The organism is Pirellulales bacterium, from assembly GCA_035499655.1.
Classification (GTDB): Bacteria; Planctomycetota; Planctomycetia; order Pirellulales; family JADZDJ01; genus DATJYL01.
On sequence record DATJYL010000040.1, the window covers coordinates 1 to 4059 of the forward strand.

The window sequence follows — 4059 nt, forward strand, 5'->3', positions numbered from 1 at the left end:
CGCATCGGCATCGCGCAACTTCCGCACGATCTGCTCAGGACTATGCCGCGTCCTACGTTTCGTCGTCATTGTGAAAGTCTCCTTGCCCATCGGGCTAAAGACCTTCATAACAACTGGATCAGTTTTTCAACAGCAGGCCAACGCGCCCTGGTATTTTCAGGTAAACGGTGGTAAGCCGTTTGCCTTCGCTGGAATATGGGAGCGGTGGGACAAGGGAGACAAGCCGCTCGAATCGTGCGCCATTCTCACCACGACGCCTAATGAACTAATGGCCCCGATCCATGATCGACTGCCCGTTATCTTGTCGCCCACTGATTACGACGCCTGGCTGGATTCAACAATGAATGATCCGGAGAAACTGACCTACCTTTATGAACCGTTTCCAGCCAGTGAAATGTCCAAGTATCGAGTTAGCGCCTACGTCAACAAGGTCGGCAATAAAGGCAAGGCGTGCATGGAGCCGCTAACCCAATGACTAATTAACATCCTAGGGGACTGCCTTTTCCAAGTTTCAATTCCAAACTCTGATCACTGGCTTCGGCATTCTGTTTGGCCCGGGCCGTCGGATGCGCCGGTGGCGGGTTGAGAGATGATACCGATTCTTTGTCATCGTCGATGAAAAAGACCTCGCCTGGCACAACTACAATTCTGGCTAGGTTTTTCTTCACCCTTTTCGGCGGCTGGGATAACAATGTTCAGATTTGCCAAGTCGTTATTTCCAGCGATACGTTGAAGACTTGCTTCTAAATCTCCATTCTGAAAGAACCGAAGCTCAAACGGCCTGGGATCAGTAATTTTAATGGTATAGCCACCGTCACTTTGGCTTGTCGCCGTCCCAATAATGTCATTCGACGGATTGCCTAAAGCGTCCAGTGCAAACGCTTGAATCTCAACTTTGTCAACTGGTGCATTAGTAAGCCTTTTAGTATTCCCCGTAATTGTTCCAGCAATTGTTGCAGACAAAAAAATCGATTGAAGAATTCCTGTTAAAGCCGCGATAAAAGACATACATTTGTGGTTTGCGTTCATTTGTGGACTCTCATAACCAGGTTGTAATTAGATGGATTGGAAGGAAACTCATATTTCGAAACGTCGGTGCGCTTCTGCACTATTAGTATCAGGACAATAAAATCTCCTTTGTTAGGTTTTGAAAGTTCGATTACTTCTTTCGATGGCGGCTCAGGCTCATCTGGTAAAAATCGTAAGTCGTCATACGTGGGTATTTCACTTGATTGATATGCTGAAGCATGACGAATCAAAAAAGCTTTACCTCCCATCGTGCGAACGGGCTGACCAAAGGCTGTCCAGAATGAGAAAGAGTGATAATCTTCCTCAAAATTGCCGTCTTGTTCGACAAGGAGGACATCTTGATCCGACGAAGGATTCAATCCCTTCACGTAACTTCGTAGAAGTTGATTAACCTGCTTGTTGTTATGAGCTTGCAGTGTCGAAAAGCTCTGGGTTTTAATCGGCGGTAAAAATTCCACTGATGCCGCCTTGAATTCAACTCTTTTGTCCTGCCCTGGAAGAAGCTGGAGATAGCCAAGAACTGGGCACGAAATTATTAGAGTGAGAGTCAAGCGCAACGCCCATCTACCAAAATATACGGACCCTGCGTTGAATTCATGCGGCTGGGGCAGATTGCCCGCCTTAGTTTTCTGAACATACCAAAGGATTGGCGGAAGGACGAAGAGTAGTGCGAAGAGGATTAAAAGTAGACTAGGCAATAAGACTTTTTCCCCGTCGTCCCCCTGAACCGCTACAAGAAAAGCTGCGACTTGGGTAGTCAAGAATGCAAGAAGAAATCCAATAGGAGAATACGCATCGCCCTCCCCGAAACCATTTGCATCGGACGGATGTCCGAATGCTTCCCAGACCAAATTTCGAACGCATTGACACATTGTGGATGAATAGACTTTCCCATGCTTTGCGAGAAACCCCCCAAGACCTGCGAATATACCCCCTGATTTTGGTACTGCAAGTGGCTACCATAGATAGGGCGAAAGTTTTTCTTCGAGACAAGTGAACGTTGTATAAATAACTAATTGACAGAAGGCTCGGGCACCTGGACTCGCCAATTTACGGCTCGCTTTCCGCCTCGGCCAACCAGTTCTGAAAGTTGGCTTTTGCTGTTTGAGGATCCGGGGGCACGATGGGCACAGCGGCTGGAGCGGCGCGCATGGCGAGTGCCCGGGCCTGCGTTGGCCGTTGTCGGCCCATGTGTTGCATGAATGCGGCCAATCCCTCCTGGTTTTCATTTAGCGGCGGTCTGGCGCGCGGCGTTGCCCTTAGCGCGGCCACCGCTTTAGGGAGCGTCGGCATCGCTGGCATGACGATGGAAGTTGGCGTATCGGTTCTCGGCACCGCAGTCCAATTCACGCAGGATGCGAAGTTTTCCGCTGCTCGCACACGGGCGGTAAGCGGGTCCACATTCCACCCATCTTTGTCGCACAAATATCGCAGTAGGCTGGTGTGATCGAAGTGCTTGCCCTGGGCGCGGCCGAAAATTCCCTGTTCGATCCATGGGGAAACGAGTAGCGCCGGCACGCGAACGCCAAGCTGGGTGAAAGTGCAACCCTGTTGATGCAAACCATCTGGCGAAACCGCAGCCGGTGGAATCACATGGTCGTAAAACCCGCCGTGCTCGTCGTAAAGTACAACGAACATCGTTGAATTCCACAGCTCCTCGTTGGCACGGATGGCATTGTAAACAGACGCCAAAAGTTCCTGCGCCCTGACAACATTGTGAGGCGGATGGTCGTCATTTTGGTGAGGCGGATTGTATCGCGGTTCGAGAAACGCATACTGCGGGAAGTCATCGGCCGATCGTGTCGCGTGGCTGTAGAAACTCCCGAGCGAATGGAAGTGATCTATGTGGTCCCACAATTGTTCAAGCAGGGCCGACTGCGGGAGGTCGCCGGCATAAATCGCCCAACTGATTCCCTTGTCTTCCAGTTCGTTGTAAATGGTTCGCTGGCTGTAACCGGCGAAATGCAACGCACCCATTTTCACACGGCCCAGCGACGTGCCGGAATGCACAAAGAATCGATTCGCCCAGGTCGGCCCCGGCACCGAAGAGAACCACCGATCGCACACCGCGAAGTGCTCTGCCAGTTGATGTAGAGCGCCGACTTGCCCGAGAGCGAAGTAATCCATGACGCCGTGGTAATCGTTCGGCGTGGGGCTCCCCTCGGCCGCAGCCGCAAAATCCTTAACGAATCCGCCGTAGTTATCGGCAAGCTGATCTATGACGTGTTCCCACTCGTGCCGCGGGTCAAATGCAAACGATGTTTCGGCGATCGGGCGTTGTTTATACGAATTGCCAGCAGCGTCGTAATTCACGCCTTCGCTGCCGGCCACGACTCCGTCGACAGCGGCGCCGAAGCATCCCAGCATCTGATCGAACGAACGATTTTCGAGCATGAGCACGATAACGTGCTTGATCGGATCGATTTCCATTGACTGCCCCCTTTGGAACGACGACCGCGTTCTGACCCAGGACAGAAGCATATAACTCACTTGGTGAGTCGGTCAACTTGCTGCCGACACAAATTGAATTTGCTCGACAGGTAGCGGGCAAATCTATTGATCCTTGATTAGAATAGGCGGCTGTCAGGCCAAGTGCTGTTTCCGCATCCCACTAATCGCCTTGAGTTGGAGGCATTAACTATGGCTGTCCGCTGCGTCGATCGCCTAATGGACATTGAATTGGCGTGTCTCGAGGGTTCTGCCGACTGCGAAGTGTTATATCACGGCGAACCTTCCAAGCCGATCGATACGAGCAAATACCGAAGGGACAGATCAATTTTGCGATGGTCATTTGGCCTAATGGGGGAAATCAATCCTGAGATTTCACTACTATCAGTTGACGTCGCAAATGATCCCGATTATCGAGTTTATCGGTACGACTGGTTCTTTGGAGTTGTCAATCGGCGCATTAAAACCAGCCGGGGATCGGCGCTTCAAAACCGGCCAGCGAAGAGATGTGTTGATGATGATGGATTTGTTTGGATTTGGCAAGTTTCCTGTTGGTTATGCGACTGAAGCAGAACTGGCGGT

The 4059-nt window shown here is 51.1% G+C and carries 5 protein-coding genes; 2 read left to right on the top strand and 3 right to left on the bottom strand.

Annotated features, from left to right (window positions below):
• On the top strand, positions 1-475 hold a 475-nt coding region (locus VMJ32_02600), incomplete at its 5' end, for an SOS response-associated peptidase family protein (protein ID HTQ37886.1).
• Between the two features lie 131 nt (positions 476-606).
• Here the strand turns inward: VMJ32_02600 and VMJ32_02605 are convergent.
• The 3 genes from VMJ32_02605 to VMJ32_02615 form a co-directional block, all read right to left on the bottom strand.
• Positions 607-1029 (bottom strand): hypothetical protein, encoded by a 423-nt coding sequence (locus VMJ32_02605; protein HTQ37887.1) that lies wholly within the window; start codon positions 1027-1029, stop codon positions 607-609.
• Positions 1026-1880, bottom strand: coding sequence for a hypothetical protein (locus VMJ32_02610; protein ID HTQ37888.1), 855 nt, complete (start codon positions 1878-1880; stop codon positions 1026-1028). Before VMJ32_02610 ends, VMJ32_02605 begins: the two co-directional genes overlap by 4 nt.
• A 199-nt stretch (positions 1881-2079) precedes the next feature.
• Complete coding sequence (locus VMJ32_02615; protein HTQ37889.1) at positions 2080-3459, bottom strand: alkaline phosphatase family protein; 1380 nt, start codon at positions 3457-3459, stop codon at positions 2080-2082.
• A gap of 418 nt (positions 3460-3877) precedes the next feature.
• Here VMJ32_02615 and VMJ32_02620 point away from each other — a divergent pair.
• Positions 3878-4059: hypothetical protein (locus VMJ32_02620; GenBank protein ID HTQ37890.1), on the top strand; the 182-nt coding region annotated here is incomplete at its 3' end.